Source organism: Enterobacter sp. JUb54 (genome assembly GCF_014298075.1).
In the GTDB taxonomy this organism is placed as follows: Bacteria; Pseudomonadota; Gammaproteobacteria; order Enterobacterales; family Enterobacteriaceae; genus Klebsiella; species Klebsiella lignicola.
The window spans coordinates 3,572,464-3,588,066 of the sequence record NZ_CP060418.1; the positions used below are offsets into that span (position 1 = coordinate 3,572,464).

Here is a 15,603-nt window from a genome sequence, read left to right on the forward strand (position 1 = left end):
GAAATGCGACGTCTCCTTTGGGCTGCCATCATCGGGCTGTGTCCGTTATTGCTCCAGGCAGCACCACTTCAAGGGTTTTCTTTCGCCTATAAAGACTGGGAAGTCGCCTGCGATAACACCGGCACCTGCCGGGCCGCGGGCTATGGCGTCAACATCGGTGAAATTAGCGTCCTGCTGACCCGTGACGCCGGCGCCGGGCAGCGCGTAAACGCCCAGGTGACTTTCGCCCAGACCGATAATGATATTCCCTCCGATGCCACGGTGAGCCTGCTGATCGACGGCCAGGATCGCGGCACCCTGGAGGCGAAAGACGACAGCCACTTCCGTTTCGATAGTCCCCAGACCGCCGCGCTAATTGAGGCGCTGGAGCACAGCCGGCAGATTGAGATCGCGCTCAATGGCCAGCGTAAGCCGCTCTCCAGCGCCGGCAGCAGCGCGGTATTCCTCAAGATAGATGAGTTTCAGCAACGTCTCGGAACCGCAGATGCGCTGGTCCGCAAAGGCGATGCCGACGATGACGGCACGCTTAACCCACTTCCTGCACCGGAGATTATCGCCGCCCCAACGCCACACAACGCGTCGGCCGAGCCGTTGACGGCAAAACAGCGCCAGAAGCTGTTGCCGGCGCTCATCCCGCAGCTGAACAGCCATTGTGACGACTGGCAGAACAACGCAATTCCAGCGCAGGAGCGCCAGATAACATCTACGCCGCTGGATAAGAGCCATTCACTCATTCAGGCACTGTGCTGGCGTGCGGCCTATAACGACGGCTACGCGATGTGGGTGGTGGATAACGCCCTGCGTACGCCACCTGTCGCCATTACCACCGATGCCTCCAGCTACGCCGACGGCGTGATCACGTTCTTCAATAAAGGCCGCGGCATCGCCGACTGCGTCAGCGGTGAAGAGCGGGTCTGGGACGGCACCACCTTTGTTCAGAGTCTGAAGTACAGCACCGGGATGTGCCGTGAAATCACGCCTGGCGGCACCTGGATGTTGCCAACCTTCGTCAGCCAGGTACGGCCAAAACAGCAGAAAGAGGCCGATAACATCGCGCTGAAAGCGTTGTATAACGCGGTGCTGAAAGAGCAGAAGGCCAACCCTGAGCTGGCATTAAAAAAGGTGGCCGAGCAATTCCCCCTGACCGGGCACATCACCAACTTCACGTTGACCTACGCCGATGACTCCCTGGTGTCGACCAGCAAACCCGCTGTCGATATCAGCGACGATGAATGGCAGGCATTCCTCCACTCCGATATCGATGCCGACTCGGAAAATGGCAAGGTCAGCTTTACGCTGGTCGATCTGGATAACGACGGCAAGCGCGATTTAATCATCGACAGCTATATCGGCGGCACCGGGCTCTTCAGCTATACCGGGGTACTGAAACGCGGCGACAGTACGTTTGATAGCGTCGTTCAGGGCGACAGCGACGACGACGATGATTTTGACGCCGGAGTACCTGGCGCACTGTTTTCACTCAACGGGCGCGGCGCCAATCAGTGGAATCAGTGGGTCAGAATCAACGGCCAGGTGTATGCGCTGTGGTACAACGGCCAGTTTGGCGAGGACAATCTTTATCTGCTGCGGCCCTTCAGCCCGACCGACAGAACGCCAGCGGTGACGATTCGCTATCGTTATGCGCTGAAAACCCTGAGTTCACCGGAACAGGGCCAGCCGCTCTCCCCGGCGCTGAATCCCCAGGATCAGGCAGACCTGCTCAAGTCGCTGGATCTGATGCAAAGCAATCTGCTGAAAGACAAAAAAACCAACGCCGGGGATGAGCCAATCTGCCCGATACCGCCCGGCACCTCATCTGATGAAGCGGATAACTACTACAGCGGCGTAGCCTCTTATTATGTCTATGAAACGGTAGCCTATATTCCCGTCTGGATCGCCGGAAAATGCTTTATCGGCACGGTGGTCAGCCATCACGGCGCCTATCGTCACGGTGTCGATGCCGAGATCATGATCAGCTCCCCCCGCGAAGATGAAGATGTCATCGGCGGCTACACGATTTCCGGCGTACGCCATGCGATCTCGGCCATCAGCGGCTGGAAGCCCCGTGAAGGCGACAACGGAATGATGTGATACCCAGGGAAAATACTCCTTTTGCGGCGTAACTGCCGCAAAGTTAAGCAATCAGCAGGAAAATCAAGAAATTTGGTTGACGCACAGAGTGGATTACGGTTTAATGCGCCCCGTTGCCCGGATAGCTCAGTCGGTAGAGCAGGGGATTGAAAATCCCCGTGTCCTTGGTTCGATTCCGAGTCCGGGCACCACTATTTAGAAGAACCCGCCTATGGCGGGTTTTTTGCTTTCTGAGAGCCGGACTCTTCATCGAATTCCGTTCGATTATTCGCGGTAAACCGCTCACCCCTTCGGGGCCAGCGCGACAAGCGCGCTGTTCAACGCCTGCGGCGTTAGTCCGGGTCCGGGCACCACTAGCCGCAAAAATGAAAAAGCCCCAGCAATAAAACACCGGGGCTTTTATGATACTTTCAAATTAATATCTAACATTAATCAACTTAATTATTTAATACTACTGCTAAAGATGTACATGTTTTCACAGGATATATCGGTACTTCAGATGCTGCTATCCTCCTGAAATCCTAGTAGACAAATTTCTATCCTGTTTATTTCATTGAGAATTATCCTGACGACGATTCTCAATTAAGTACATCGCCCGCGCGATATATACTCTTTTATGCGTTGCCTTACTATCTTCGCTGTCTTTTGGTTGCCATAACTGCCACCAATCGAACCGCAAAATAACCATCAACAACAAGGCCTTACATCATCGCGCCATCGTCCACATTATGCGATTGTAGAGCTTTACTACGTGGCCTTAAAACCTCTTCATATCATGGCATAAACTTTCTGCTCAATGCTGAAGAGCCCAAACAACAATTACTTCGTGGCCTTTATCGCATCTGACTTACTTTATCAGGTAAGTTTTACCTGATAAATCATACCGGTTATAACACTCTAACTAAATTAATTCCTTACCGGCCATAAGGTCAATCTACTCGTTATTAACCCACTGTCAATACTGTGTTTTAACACAGTGTTGATTAGGTAATTCTCACTAAACCGCTCACCCTTTCTGACCCGCTCGACAAGCGTGCGGGCAGGACAATTAAATTTCCCACAGCGCTACTTTTCCAGGCCGATAAAGTGGACCCGGGCATTCGGCGGCATCAACTCCGGATGGCGCTTGACGTAGTCCGTCAACACCGTGGACATCGTCACCTCATAGCGGTCACGGATGGCGATATCCCGGATCCCGAAGTCGCTGACCTGTTCATTGCAGGCCACCCGGTATGTTTTGTTCATCTCAAACGGTGAACCATTCACACGAATATTCATCATTCTGTCGCCCACAGGACGGGAGAAATCCACCTCAAACGCCAGCCCGCTGACATGGGCATAGGCACCGGTATAGACCTTTGGCTCGCTATAATTATGTTCGATAAAATCTTTGACCTGACGACCGGTCATATCCCGCGTCACCAGAGGCAGAGAGAATGGCACCGCGTTAAGTACCTGACCAAAAGTCACCGGCCCGGCACTGATACTGTCACGCAGGAAAGCGCCGACCGTAAAGGCAATATCCGCCTTTGCGTGTTCACGCTCAGCATCGGCCAGCACTGACCCCAGGTTTGTCTGCCCGGACCGGACATGCGCCCGCTCGCCATCCAGCGCAAAAGGCAGCGTCATGACGATCTGGCTAAGGACCGCCTGATTTTCTGCATTCACCCGGTCGATAAGAGACTGCGTTTCCGGGTCCGGAACCAGCTGGGACAATGCGGCCTTATCCAGCAATTGTTCATGCCAGGCCGTAATCTTTTTATCTTTAACGGTCAGGGTGAGTTGTCCCAGATATTCGCCATACTGCCCGGCATTCACCATGATTGTCTTACCCAGCTGTTTTCCGCCCGGCACGGCAATATGGTCATGCCCGTCGATAATGACATCGATATCCGCCACGGCATCAGTCAGCTTAGTAATATTCACTTCGGGGTCTGTTTTCCCCAGATGAGCCAGCACAATGATAAGGTCTGTCTGGTTTTTAATCCGGGCAACGGCTTCCTGCACGGCTTCAAGCGGATCGCTGACCCGAAAGCCTGATAATTTATTATCCGTCGTTGCAACCATCGCATTTAGCGGAGAGACGCCAATAATACCGATATTCAGTCCGCCGACGTTTTTAATGATAAATGGATTAAACGCTGGCTTATCCTGATACCAGACATTAGATGTGACAAACGGAAACCGGGATTTTTCTTTCAATGCCAGCAATGCCTGGCCGCCAAAAATAAAGTCTGCGTTTCCTGGCGTAAAGACATCATACTTCATAATATTCATTGCATCGATATTTGTCTGGCCAGCACTCAGATCCGTCACGGGAATACCACTGACCGCGTCACCAACGTCCAGCAAAAGAACATGCTCTGACTTCTCTCTAAAGGTATTGATATACTTACTCATTTTTCCGTATCCGATGTTCTCATCGCTCATCCCTCTGCCGTGGGTGTCCCCTGTATGAAACAGCGTCAGCGTGACAACTTCACTGGCATATAATGAGCATGAACTCATTATTAACAAAGCGGATACTAACCATTTTCTTATCAGCATTTTATTTTTCCCTGTTAAAAGCTTTAGCGCTTACCTGTTTATATTCAGCTAGCGAATAATCATTCCCTTCTGTTAACAAAAACAAAAAAACCTGAAATCCACACTCCCCCGTCAGACGGAGTCATTCAGATTTCAGGTTTTGCCTGTTTTCAGTCACAATCCTGTAATGACTTAATTTATCGAACCAGCCAGACTGAATAAAAGCGAATGAATTTAGTTATGTGAAGTTTATCACTTTATATTTGTCAGTTTCTCTTAGCCGTTTCATCGTTATCAGGACACTATTTGTAGTTATAAACAACGCTTCCAGACCTCAACGTAAATGTTCCAGTCTCTTACCAAAAGCGACTAAAGGAGGAGAACACAACATCCTCCCTATTGCCTCTCACGGATTCGGTCTTATGCCAGAAGATATGACGCTATCGCTAGTGGGTAAAATGGTTCATCACACAGGCGTAGCGTGGTGAAAACTGGTCACCGATGATGACCGTTTCACGATCAATGCGTTTGACCATATACAGCTTATCCCCACGCTCATAGGCATCAAAGAAAAGATAATCGATGGCATCTGGCGCATTATCATCCGGCGACTTTTCACGACCTGATGGATTAATGTTGTACACGCCCGCCGCGTGTCCCAGTGGCCGGGAATAGCGAAAGAAAAGCTTGCGGTTAACAACATACTGGCCACCTTCAGCTTTCAGCGTTCCCTGTACAGACAAGGAAAAATTACCGGAGTGATAGCTGGTAATCAACAAAATCCCCTCAAGATTCATCTTTGATTTATGGATATCAAGAGATGAGCTGAATTCAGATGAACAGGAAAAGCTAATTTCATTTTTTTTGGCATCACGGCTTACCAGTAAAAAAGCTATCACCGCCCCTCCAATAATGATGATCACCAGTGACCAAAAAAATGGCGACAGATCCCTCTCAGTCTTCATACCACTCCTCACGATGATGATACTGGCTGTGGCAATAGTAATAGCCATTGTTACGCCCACACTCAGCAGCAAATTTCCAGTTGATCAGATCATGATTACTGGCCCAGGCATTGAGATACAGGTCTTTTTTCACAGAACAGTCCGGCGCAATCCCGGTATCCTTAAAAATATCCTGAGCACTTTTATCCGTAATATTGTCGGTACTGGCATTCCCGAGAATATGAATGTGGCATTGTTGCCACTCGATGGTCCTCAGGACCGAAACGTCAATCATCGGAATGTTATTGGGTATCCAGGTCCACCAGTATGTTGCCAGCACCGCAATGCTGGTAATTAATCCCGTCAGTCCGATCGCCCAGCGGCTTGTTTTCCTGCTGTGTTCTTTTATGTTAACGGCATCAACAGCGAGTCCCTTCTCGTTTTCAGGTGCTTCGAGCAACTGAAAATTAATACCAAACTCGCCGATTTTGAATCCCATTCGCGGTACCGTCACAATCACCTCAGCCGGATGGCCAATAGAGGTGATCACTTTACGTATAAAAGAGATATGCTGATTCAGGTTCGCATCCGTTGCCCTGGCGCCATTACGTTGAAAAACATTAAGCAGAACCTCATCGCGTGTGGACACTTCACTACCGTTTTGCAACAAATAAAGTAGTAATTGTGATGCGACATTATTGAGATTGCCTGTCTTCCCGGACCCAACGTCTTTTAACGAATTCTTTTGCGGCCTGAACACCAGCCCGCCGTCAATTATCACAGATTTAATCTTGCATATTGGGATATGAGAAACCAATGATGTCTCCTTGATACAGGAATCTCCCTGAATAAATGATTGAGGCGTAAGCATATCACAATTCATTTATCATTTTTGCGTTTGCCAAAGATCACTTTATTATCCACTTAATAACATTTTATTAACCCCTTCCTCATGACTGAATACTCTGCATGCAAAAAGTGGCTATCTTATTGTCACCCCTACACTTTGATCTCCCTGTTTTTATTTACAAAGAATTTATAAATATCTGAAGATGGGGTTCACAGATAAATAAAAATCACAAAAACAGATAAAAGCACCATAAAAATAGATAAATACAGTATATAAATCCACACGCAGCGCACAAATACAGCTAAATTCGCATAAAAACGCACCACAACGTCATCACCGCAACAGGTTCCCCTGAGTTTGATTCAAACCCGAACTTTGCATTGTCTCATTTTCTTACCGACTTAATATAGGTCACCGAAACGATGCACATGGCAGCTCAAGATAATGACACTTTAATTATTTACCGGCTGACACACAGACCGTCTTCACCAGAAGATGTAAAGAAACTGACGTGACCATTCGCTAAAAAGGTATTTCTGGCGAAGAAATACCTTTTGCAGAAGCATCGTTGTAATAACCCAAAACAGAAACAAGGTTAGAATAAACATGAATATGAAAAATGTAGCTGTCGCCTGTGCGCTGATAGCCGGTATGACAATGACTGCAACCTCTGCTTTCGCAGCAAAAAATGTTGACCCGACCAATGGTAAAATTCAGTTTAGCGGTACCCTGGTCAACTCTGCGTGCGGTCTGGCTCCGGAATCCAGCCCGGTACAGGTTAATTTTGGTGAAATCCCGACATCGCAATTAAAAGACAATCAGCGCGCCGGAACCAAGCATGCAAAAATTATGCTGCAGGGTTGCGATACTACCGTCGCTAAAACAGCAACCGTGACCTATACCCCGGCAACCATCGACCCGGACAATGCCGCTCTCGCCGCCTTCACTTCCGGTACTGCCCATGGCGCAGGTATTGGCATGATTGACAGCGGTAACCAGGACGTGAAATGGGGCGAAGCAGCATCCCAGGTCAATATTGCTAATGGCAAAACCGATATCGACTTCGTTGCTTATTTACAGGCAAATAACGCCTCCGATACCGTAACACCAGGTGACTTTGAGTCCACCGTGAACTTCCAGATCGATTACCAGTAACGATATCGGGCAGGTGCCTCAGTGCACCTGCTCAAAACGTTTTATCAATGCGATAAAGGGAGTGCGGTGATGCCTGGATGGCGGATGCTCTTGCTTTTTATTTTCCTTCCATCGACATGGACTCTGGCTAATACCGGCAACAACGCCAAAACGCCAGGGAAAATGCATTTGCAGGGAACAATAATCGAAGCCGCTTGTTATGTTGATCATGATGACCAGGATCTCACGGTGGAATTCAATAGTATTTCAGCAAGAGATATCAGCGGTTCCCCTAGAAATATTTCAGCACATGATTTTAGCATTCATTTACTGGGATGTTCATTAGGCGACTCACAACACCCTGGCAGTATATTTCATAGTGCCAGCATTACTTTTTATAGTGTCTCAGATCGCCAGCGCAAAGATCATTTAAGTGTGAAAACTGATGCTGGAGATTTATCAATCACGATATTTGATAAATATGGCAACCCCATTCAACTTGGCGTTCCCTCGCCGGATTATGCGCTAAATCCAGGGAAAAATACGCTCAGATTTACCGCGCATTTGATTTCCGAGGACGGACATATCAGCTCCGGTGAATTTAACGCCAACATGCATTTTGTTGTGAATTATCTCTAAGCAGTTCTGGTAATAAAGGTCCTGAAGGTGAGTAAAAAAGATGACTAATCTGAATACATCCAAAACGCTTCTGGCACTTTTTATTACCCTCGCCTGCTCTTCTCCAGCCACCGCTGACGATGCCGTGGAATTCAATACTGCCGTACTGGATGCCAGCGACCGACAAAATGTTGATTTACAGCGTTTTTCAGAAGGTAACTATGTGGCTCCAGGAGAGTATTTGCTGGATGTGCACATCAACGGCCAGGAGATCGCTCAGCAGCAGATCCACTACATTACCGATGCCGACCACCCGCATAAAACAGTGGCCTGCCTCAGCGCAGAACAACTCGACCTGTTAGCGCTAAAGGAAGAGGCGCTGACCTACGTCCGGGCGCGTTCTGAACGCTGCCTCGACATCTCGCACTTACCCGGCATTGTGCTGAACAATAGCGCCGGGGTCCTGGACATCACCATCCCCCAGGCATGGATGAAATACAGCGACCCAAACTGGACGCCGCCTGAACGTTGGGACAACGGTATCGCCGGGCTCATTTTTGACTACAACCTGTCCGGCCAGGCAACACGCTATCAGCAGGATGGCGGTAGCTACCAGTCCCTGTCCGGCTATGGTCAGACGGGATTTAACATCGGTGCCTGGCGTTTTCGTAGCCAGTATCAGGCTAATTACACCTCCGATACGCAAGGCACACGCTTCGACTGGGATCAGTTTTACGCCTATCGCCCACTGCCCATGCTGGCGGCAAAGCTCACGCTTGGTGAAATCTACCTGAATTCACAGCTCTTTGATTCTATTCGCTTTACTGGCGCGAATCTCGCCAGCGACGAGCGTATGCTGCCGCCGAATCTGCAGGGCTATGCTCCACAGGTGTACGGCATTGCCAGAAGTAATGCCAAAGTGACGGTGAGCCAACAGCAACGCGTGATCTATCAAACCACCGTCCCGGCAGGCCCCTTCAATATCGAAGACTTACGCAGTTCGGTGCGCGGTACCCTGGATGTCCGGGTGGAAGAGCAGGATGGGACAGTGCAGACCTTTCAGGTCAATACCGCGGATATCCCCTATCTGACGCGCCCGGGCTATGTACGTTACAACACCTCGGTCGGGAAACCTTCGCGCTACAATCACGACCTCCAGGGGCCTACGTTTTACAGTGGTGACTTTTCATGGGGGGTCAGCAACGCGTGGTCCCTGTATGGCGGCGCGCTGCTGACCGGTAATCGCTACAACGCCTGGTCTGTGGGGATCGGGCGTGACCTGAGCCTGCTTGGCGCACTCTCGGCGGATGTCACCCAGTCGATAAGTCGGGTAAAAGATCAAAACCAACAAAAAGGCTTGTCCTTCAAGCTCAGCTACGCCAAGACCTTTGACGAGTACAACAGCGCCATTACCTTTGCCGGATATCGTTTTTCCCAGCGAAATTTCCGCTCTTTCTCGCAGTTCCTCGATGAGCAGTATGAAAACAACGACAGCTCCGGGCGTGAAAAAGAGATGTATACCCTCACCGGGAATAAAACCTTTTTTGCTGACGATCCGCGCCTTGCCACCACGCTGTATCTGACCTATGCCCACCAGAACTACTGGGATCGGCGCTCGCAGGACCGCTATGGCCTGTCCGTCGGGCATACCTTCTCGTTCGCCGGAGTGGAAGGGGTCAGCGCTAACCTTGCGGCGTATCGTTCTGAATATCAGGGAAAGCGCGATGACAGTCTTTCTCTGTCCCTGTCCATCCCGTGGCGAGACGGGCGCTCGACTGAATATCAACTGCAAAACAGCGGCAACCGGACCAGCCAGATGGTTTCCTATTCGGATAACCGCGATCGCAATAACCCATGGCGCATACGTGCAGGCCTGTCAGATGAGGGGCGAACGGCCTTTGATGGTTACTACCAGCACCGCAGCATGATGGCGGAACTGGAGTCCAACGTCAGCTGGCAGCAGGATCGCTACCTTTCCGTCGGGGGCACCGTGCGCGGTGGTTTTACCGCCACGCGGCATGGTGCCGCGCTGCACAACAGCCAGGCCTCGATGAACACCGCCCGCGTGATGGTCGATACCGATGGCGTCGCCAACGTCCCGCTCAACGGCGAACAGGCTCACTCAAACCGCTATGGGATTGCGGTCGTGCCAGACATCGTCAGCTACAACAGCTTTGATACCCGGATTGACGTCGATGCCATGGATGAAGATATCGCCGCCACCAAAGCGATTGTCACCAGCACGCTAACGGAAGGAGCCATCGGCTACCAACGCTTTGCCGTGGCGCAAGGGGAAAAGATGATGGCCATGCTGCGTCTTGCCGACGGTTCGGCCCCTCCTTTTGGTGCAGAAGTGTTTAATGCCAACGGCGTCAGCGTCGCCATGGTCATGGACAACGGTGAAAGCTGGATCGCTGGCGTTAAGCCGGATGAAACGCTCTCCGTTGTATGGGGAGGCCGGACGCAGTGTCACCTGCAGGTTCCCCGACAAATCAACCCCCAGGGCAATGTCTTACTGCCTTGCCAATTCTCTCAACCAGCAAAATGAATAGCGTGATGAAAAAACAATCTTATTTATCTGTCCGGCGTTGGCTGATGTCCGTTACATGCGGCCTGCTACTGGCCGCCGCCGTCGATTCCGCCTGGGCAGGCGTTGCCCTTGACCGCACCCGACTCATCATCAACGAGAACGATCGCTCGGTGAGCGCGAATTTATCGAATACCAGCCCCACGACCCCATTCCTGGCGCAATCCTGGGTAGAGGATGCCAGCGGCGCCAAAGTGACATCGCCGTTGATGGTGCTCCCGCCTTTGCAGCGCATTAATGGCGGCCAGAAAGGGATTGCCCGCGTCACCAAAACCAGCGGGATTACCGCGTTACCGCAGGACCGTGAAAGCCTGTTCTACCTTAACGTGCGTGAAATTCCCCCCAAGCCGGATAAGCCCAATGTGCTGCAGCTGGCGATGCAGTCCCGCATCAAACTGTTCTATCGCCCTTCCGCCATTGTGCCGCCGGAGCCCGGTGCGGTGTGGCAAAACCAGGTGGTGTTTCACAAAAAAGGGCGCCAGTGGTCAGTGGAAAACCCGACCCCCTACTTTGTGACCGTGATTGGGCTAAGCCGCAAACCGGAAGCAGAAGGCAGCGGCAGGCTGACGGATTTCCCGGGAATGATGGTGGCCCCCAAATCCTCGATGGACTTCAAGGTCACCGACGCCAGCATCAGCCAGTTCACCATGATGTACGTGAATGATTTTGGCGGTCATCCAGAACTCAAATACCGCTGCACAGGCGATACCTGCCGGGCATTGCCGGCCGCCCAGCAGCCCAGGTAACACGCGTGATCGGGGGTTCAACAATGAAAAAGCATCTATGCGCGCTGCTGCTGGCCGGCTACGCCTGCGCGGTTCAGGCCGATAACGGCCGCCGGGATATGAGCCATGTCTCTGGTGAATATGGCAACGTTCACTTCCACGGGCGTGTTTATGTTTCTCCGTGCGTGCTGGACATGGCGTCGCGTGACCAAAGCATCGACCTCGGGGAGATTTCCGCCAGGGCTTTTCATCAGGCAGGAGATCGCAGCCACCCGGTGCTGGTGACCTTAAACCTCAACGATTGTCTGAAAGGGTCGGGCCACAAGCTCCAGGACGTCGCCGGGCAAACCTCTGCCGCCCCGTTGTTCGCACACAGTACAACGGGACAAGGGGTGTCATTAACGTTGATGGCGGAGAGCGCACGGGAAAATAGCGATCTCGCGCGTATTCATGGTGATGTCGAGGGAGCGGGCATCCGTGTGATGAATGAAGGCCAACAGCTGATCCACCTCAGCCAGCCACAACGCATGTGGATCGTTAAGCCTGGCAACAATGCGATTCACTTTCTCGCCGCGCTGGAATCGACCGGGACGGAAGTGAGCGCGGGTGAGTTTCACGGATTGCTCAGACTGCAGCTGGAGTATTTATGACCGTATTTTTCAACGCGCTGCTCGGCTCGGCGTTATTGCTCAGCCCTCTGGCCGCGTCAGCATTCACCCAAGGGGAAGGTGAACCGCAGGGGGGAATGCCGCATCAGTATGATATCGAACTGAAATCGTTAGATATGAGCAAGAACCATATCGGTGGCCGGACTAACCCTTTCACCTGGAATCTGAACGGCCAGTATACGGTCAATTTCCACTGCCCCCTGGAGAATATTCGCCGGGGAGCGATCCATTACTCCACGCTTTCAACCATGCCGCTCTCATCAGAGGGGCCCAATCGCTATCGCCTGAATGAATACCTCGATGTTGAAGTGTCGGTGTGGATTGCCGGAAATTACCGCGACTACGTCCGGGCGCCGTTCACCAATGTCTCCAATCGCCTGACCAACAACTCGTGCTCGACGCGCACGGGTGTCGCGAAGGTCAGAAACGTGGAAAGCGGCTCCAAAGGAAAAGTGGTCTTTATCGTCACCAAACCGATTATTAACGGCATCAACATCGCCTCTCAGTCGCTGCTCGACGTGGCGGGACGAATGGGCACGGTCGGTCCCACGCCGACCACCTCTATTTCTCGCGTGGTGATTAAATCCGGGATTATTACCGTACCGGACAAATGCACCTTTAACCGTGGTGACAAAATCACGATTGAATTCGGTAACTTACCCGGCTCTGGCGATAAGCTCAACGGCACCAACTTTAGCAAATCCATCCCCATCCATGTTGAATGCGAGGGCGGGAGCTTTGACCAGGGCGCGCTGAATATCAATCTGGCGGTCCAGACCAGTACCGCCTCCGGAACCGCCAGTTTCAACAACCAGTTTCTCGGCACGCTGAGCAACGGACAAAAGCGCGACGATCTCGGCATCATCCTCAAAGAGGAAAGCGGCCGCACCGTGGTACCCAATCAGTTCTATAACATCAAAGGGTTCTATCAAAACCAGGGGGACTGGAATATCACCGCCGCGCCGGTTGCCAGTCCCGGGGTCGGCAGTGTGAAAGAGGGGGAATTTGAAGCCTCTGCCACCGTCGTGGCACAGTTTCAGTGAGGTACCTGATGACATACCGGCTATTCATGACGTTGCTCCTTCTGCTGCCCGTCAGTTCCGTCAAAGCGGATACCAAACTCGTTGGCGGCGATATGCATTTTCACGGCACCGTCATGGCGTTGGCCTGCAGCCTTGCGCCCAACGCGGACAAAATTGAAGTTGATTTCGGCCATATTGCCGTGAAAGACCTCTACCTGACCGGGCGTAGCCAGCCGCACGCATTCACCCTCTCATTACGGGATTGTAATCCCAACGTTTTTGCCACCCTGTCCGTCACCTTTAACGGCACAGAAAATGCGAACCTGCCCAACCACCTGGCGTTAAATTCCGCAGGGCCAGGTAGCGCATCGGGCATCGCCATTGGGCTGAGTGAGCAGAATGGCGATGCCATTCAATTGGGCCAAAGCACTTCCCGTCAGACCATTACCGAAGGCCCCATGGATTTAACCTTCCTGAGCTGGGTAGAGGCGGAGCCAGAGGCCCTGAAAAACCAGACCATCGAGTATGGTCCTTTCAGCGCCAGTGGAACCTGGACCCTGAATTATCAATAGCATGAGTCTTCTTTTTTCTCCGACACGCTCCCCGGCACGCCGCTTCCTGCTGGGCCTGAGCCTGGCATTCTGGGGAGCGGCGCTCCCTCTTTACTGGCCCAATAACGGAGGGAGTGGCCTGTCGCTACCGCTGAATATCATCGCCTGGCTCTATGCCGCGCTGGTGATGGGCGGCGCCTCCTGCGTGCTACGCCGACACCCCTGGCGCATCACCACGCCATTGCGCTTTATGCTCGCGGGCACGCTCCTGCTGACGATGCTGTGTTTGCTGACGGCAGCGATCTGGCGTGCAGAGGCCACACTTGTCGCCGGCGCGCTCATCGGCGGAGCCCTCTTTTACCTGGTGCTGCTGCAGATACCGCTCACGGGAAAAACGCTGACCGCCCTGCTCTCAATGCTATGGGGAGCCAGCCTGATCCAGTGCCTGGTGTTTCTCATCCAGTACCTGCATCTGCCCCTCGCGCAGCTCTGGGAATTTCCGTTATGGCGAGAGACTCGTCCGTATGGCGTTTTCCAGCAGGTCAATCTGATGGCCAGCTTCACGGCCAGCGGCACGCTGATCTCCGCCGTACTGGCCTTGCGAACCGGCCCCCGATACCGTATCGCCATCGGTATTGGCATGGTGCTGATGGGATTTGTGGTGCATGGGTGCCAGTCGCAAACCGGATACCTGGCCCTGTTTATCGGCTGGCCCCAGCTGCTGCTGGTGGTTCCTGCACGCCAGCCGTTGTTCCGGTTATTGCTGCTGCTGTTACTGGGGGTCGCCGCTGGCGAAGCCATGCACCGCCTGCTGTCCGTCGCAACAATTGACCATCTGACCTCCGCCTCGACACGCTGGGAGATCCTGCGCTTTTCATGGGCGCTGATTGCCCGCCATCCCTGGTCAGGCTCCGGGGTTGGCAGCTTTCCGTCTCTGTTCCTGACGCAGTTTGGCCACACCGGGCTGAGCCGGATTTCGCACCCGCATAACGAGTTGATACTGTGGTGGGTGGAAGGTGGCATTGTCGGGCTACTCGGGGTTGCCTGTTTTATCGCCGGCGGCCTCTGGCTCTGGCTGACGGGCAATATCTGGCGTCGCGCCTGTTTACTGGCCGGGACGCCGGTCTTGATTCATATGCTAACGGAATACCCTGTCTGGCAATCAACGCCGCACTGGCTGCTACTGATCATCCTGATACGCTGTGCCGATCGCCCGGTTCAGGGAAAACGGCTTACCGGGACCGCAACGGCGACGATCCGCATCACAACCCTAATCCTGACGCTGCTGCTCATCCCGCTTCTGCTAACCACGCTGCACACCCAACAGCGCCTGACCGCCCTTGAAAGACGTGGCGAACAGTATCGACTTCAGGCACCGGTCCCCCCTGACGCCTGGCTGCTTGCCACTCGCTACCGGTTCGATATCAACATGGGCTATCTGCAGCGCTACCAGCAGACGAAAGACGAGCGCTGGCTCCTCGCGTTTCGCCGCTGGGCAACCGACTACGTCCGCATTCACCCCGATCCGAATGTCTCTTTCACACGCATTCTGATTGCCCTGCATCAGCAAGATGTCGCCACGGCCCGCCAGCTGGCGGCCCGCTTTTATCTTGAATACCCGCTTGACCGTCGGATCGCCTGGCTACAGGACCAACGACGCCCTTTCAATCAACGGAATGATTAACATGAGCAGACAGAGAGCCAATACCCTGACCCCGCCAGCAACGGAGCGTCATCATGAACTGGAGCAAATTTGCGGCATCCGGCTGGAATTAATCCACTTCTTCGCCGATGCTGAACCCAACGTCCAGGAAGTCTTAAGCCAGGTCAAGACGCGCGATTCACTGGATGCGTTCTTTCGTCATCTTTCTGCTTAGGCGAAGCAGC

General features: G+C 52.7%; 13 protein-coding genes and 1 tRNA gene. 11 read left to right on the forward strand and 3 right to left on the reverse strand.

The window, feature by feature from the left end; all coding sequences use genetic code 11:
* Window positions 1–3 precede the first annotated feature (3 nt).
* Window positions 4–2,091, forward strand: coding sequence for a DUF1176 domain-containing protein (locus HF679_RS16470; RefSeq protein WP_187042230.1), 2,088 nt, complete (start codon window positions 4–6; stop codon window positions 2,089–2,091).
* Window positions 2,092–2,206: 115 nt separating this feature from the next.
* Window positions 2,207–2,282: transfer RNA gene (locus tag HF679_RS16475), tRNA-Phe, on the forward strand.
* Window positions 2,283–3,156: 874 nt separating this feature from the next.
* Here the strand turns inward: HF679_RS16475 and HF679_RS16480 are convergent.
* The 3 genes from HF679_RS16480 to HF679_RS16490 form a co-directional block, all read right to left on the reverse strand.
* Window positions 3,157–4,638 (reverse strand): bifunctional UDP-sugar hydrolase/5'-nucleotidase, encoded by a 1,482-nt coding sequence (locus HF679_RS16480; protein WP_315970226.1) that lies wholly within the window; start codon window positions 4,636–4,638, stop codon window positions 3,157–3,159.
* A 425-nt stretch (window positions 4,639–5,063) separates the two neighbouring features.
* Window positions 5,064–5,582 carry a FidL-like protein gene (locus HF679_RS16485; RefSeq protein ID WP_123757815.1) on the reverse strand — a complete coding sequence of 173 codons (519 nt, stop codon included), beginning with the start codon at window positions 5,580–5,582 and terminating at the stop codon, window positions 5,064–5,066.
* The gene (locus tag HF679_RS16490) at window positions 5,572–6,432 is read right to left on the reverse strand and encodes a transcriptional regulator (RefSeq protein ID WP_227540166.1); all 861 of its coding nucleotides are present in this window, start codon (window positions 6,430–6,432) and stop codon (window positions 5,572–5,574) included. Before HF679_RS16490 ends, HF679_RS16485 begins: the two co-directional genes overlap by 11 nt.
* A 585-nt stretch (window positions 6,433–7,017) precedes the next feature.
* On the opposite strand from HF679_RS16490, the gene HF679_RS16495 reads away from it, so the two are divergent.
* From HF679_RS16495 to HF679_RS24900, 9 genes are read left to right on the forward strand one after another with little or no spacing between them, the layout of a single operon-like run.
* The gene (locus tag HF679_RS16495; RefSeq protein ID WP_187042232.1) at window positions 7,018–7,566 is read left to right on the forward strand and encodes a fimbrial protein; all 549 of its coding nucleotides are present in this window, start codon (window positions 7,018–7,020) and stop codon (window positions 7,564–7,566) included.
* Between the two features lie 21 nt (window positions 7,567–7,587).
* Complete coding sequence (locus HF679_RS16500) at window positions 7,588–8,184, forward strand: fimbrial protein (RefSeq protein ID WP_227540165.1); 597 nt, start codon at window positions 7,588–7,590, stop codon at window positions 8,182–8,184.
* Between the two features lie 40 nt (window positions 8,185–8,224).
* Window positions 8,225–10,711 carry a fimbria/pilus outer membrane usher protein gene (locus HF679_RS16505; protein WP_187042233.1) on the forward strand — a complete coding sequence of 829 codons (2,487 nt, stop codon included), beginning with the start codon at window positions 8,225–8,227 and terminating at the stop codon, window positions 10,709–10,711.
* A complete protein-coding gene (locus tag HF679_RS16510) occupies window positions 10,708–11,496 on the forward strand; it encodes a molecular chaperone (RefSeq protein WP_123757812.1) in 789 nt (262 codons plus the stop codon). The genes HF679_RS16505 and HF679_RS16510 overlap by 4 nt, the downstream gene beginning before the upstream one ends.
* A 23-nt stretch (window positions 11,497–11,519) precedes the next feature.
* Window positions 11,520–12,125, forward strand: a complete 606-nt coding sequence (locus HF679_RS16515; RefSeq protein WP_123757811.1) for a fimbrial protein — start codon at window positions 11,520–11,522, stop codon at window positions 12,123–12,125.
* Entirely contained in the window at window positions 12,122–13,186 is a 1,065-nt protein-coding gene (locus tag HF679_RS16520; protein ID WP_123757810.1) for a fimbrial protein, read from the forward strand. The genes HF679_RS16515 and HF679_RS16520 overlap by 4 nt, the downstream gene beginning before the upstream one ends.
* Before the next feature lie 26 nt (window positions 13,187–13,212).
* Window positions 13,213–13,737 carry a fimbrial protein gene (locus HF679_RS16525; protein ID WP_227540164.1) on the forward strand — a complete coding sequence of 175 codons (525 nt, stop codon included), beginning with the start codon at window positions 13,213–13,215 and terminating at the stop codon, window positions 13,735–13,737.
* 1 nt (window position 13,738) lies between these two features.
* Window positions 13,739–15,400: an O-antigen ligase family protein gene (locus HF679_RS16530; RefSeq protein WP_187042234.1), complete on the forward strand. Its 1,662-nt coding sequence runs from the start codon at window positions 13,739–13,741 to the stop codon at window positions 15,398–15,400.
* A gap of 1 nt (window position 15,401) precedes the next feature.
* Complete coding sequence (locus tag HF679_RS24900; RefSeq protein WP_261802946.1) at window positions 15,402–15,593, forward strand: hypothetical protein; 192 nt, start codon at window positions 15,402–15,404, stop codon at window positions 15,591–15,593.
* Window positions 15,594–15,603 lie beyond the last annotated feature (10 nt).

Bases quoted from the DNA above. Each gene is read 5' to 3' on its own strand.
- HF679_RS16470 (WP_187042230.1), top strand. From the start codon at position 4: ATGCGACGTCTCCTTTGGGCTGCCATCATCGGGCTGTGTCCGTTATTG.
- HF679_RS16480 (WP_315970226.1), bottom strand. From the start codon at position 4,638: ATGCTGATAAGAAAATGGTTAGTATCCGCTTTGTTAATAATGAGTTCA.
- HF679_RS16485 (WP_123757815.1), bottom strand. From the start codon at position 5,582: ATGAAGACTGAGAGGGATCTGTCGCCATTTTTTTGGTCACTGGTGATC.
- HF679_RS16490 (WP_227540166.1), bottom strand. From the start codon at position 6,432: ATGCTTACGCCTCAATCATTTATTCAGGGAGATTCCTGTATCAAGGAG.
- HF679_RS16495 (WP_187042232.1), top strand. From the start codon at position 7,018: ATGAATATGAAAAATGTAGCTGTCGCCTGTGCGCTGATAGCCGGTATG.
- HF679_RS16505 (WP_187042233.1), top strand. From the start codon at position 8,225: ATGACTAATCTGAATACATCCAAAACGCTTCTGGCACTTTTTATTACC.
- HF679_RS16510 (WP_123757812.1), top strand. From the start codon at position 10,708: ATGAATAGCGTGATGAAAAAACAATCTTATTTATCTGTCCGGCGTTGG.
- HF679_RS16515 (WP_123757811.1), top strand. From the start codon at position 11,520: ATGAAAAAGCATCTATGCGCGCTGCTGCTGGCCGGCTACGCCTGCGCG.
- HF679_RS16520 (WP_123757810.1), top strand. From the start codon at position 12,122: ATGACCGTATTTTTCAACGCGCTGCTCGGCTCGGCGTTATTGCTCAGC.
- HF679_RS16525 (WP_227540164.1), top strand. From the start codon at position 13,213: ATGACGTTGCTCCTTCTGCTGCCCGTCAGTTCCGTCAAAGCGGATACC.
- HF679_RS16530 (WP_187042234.1), top strand. From the start codon at position 13,739: ATGAGTCTTCTTTTTTCTCCGACACGCTCCCCGGCACGCCGCTTCCTG.
- HF679_RS24900 (WP_261802946.1), top strand. From the start codon at position 15,402: ATGAGCAGACAGAGAGCCAATACCCTGACCCCGCCAGCAACGGAGCGT.